Source organism: Mesorhizobium sp. WSM4935 (assembly GCF_029625735.1).
In the GTDB taxonomy this organism is placed as follows: Bacteria; Pseudomonadota; Alphaproteobacteria; order Rhizobiales; family Rhizobiaceae; genus Mesorhizobium.
Genome location: NZ_JARTVR010000078.1, coordinates 1 through 248, shown reverse-complemented (window position 1 = coordinate 248; position 248 = coordinate 1). Strand labels below are relative to the sequence as shown.

The window sequence follows — 248 nt, the reverse complement described above, 5'->3', positions numbered from 1 at the left end:
GCTTGCGGCGATCGATACTGAAGCCAGCCGCCGGGGCCTGACGCGCTCTGCCTTCATTGCGAGTGCCGCGCGTGAAAAGATCGAGGGGCAGAGAAAGCCGTCTGGCGATGTTCATCCCGTTCTTCCTTGAACTGAAAGCCGCGCGGGTTCCCGTTTCGCTCCGGGAGTATCTGTCGCTGCTCGAAGGCCTGGAAGCTGGGCTGGTCGACTACGACGTCGAGGGTTTTTACTACCTCGCGCGCTCGGCC

The 248-nt window shown here is 62.5% G+C and carries 2 pseudogenes; both read left to right on the top strand.

Going from position 1 to position 248, the window contains the following annotated elements:
• A pseudogene (locus P9273_RS32190) lies at window positions 1-130 on the top strand (type II toxin-antitoxin system HicB family antitoxin); the annotation flags it as partial.
• Window positions 108-248 (top strand): annotated as a pseudogene (locus P9273_RS32185) (VWA domain-containing protein); the annotation flags it as partial. The pseudogenes P9273_RS32190 and P9273_RS32185, both read left to right, overlap by 23 nt.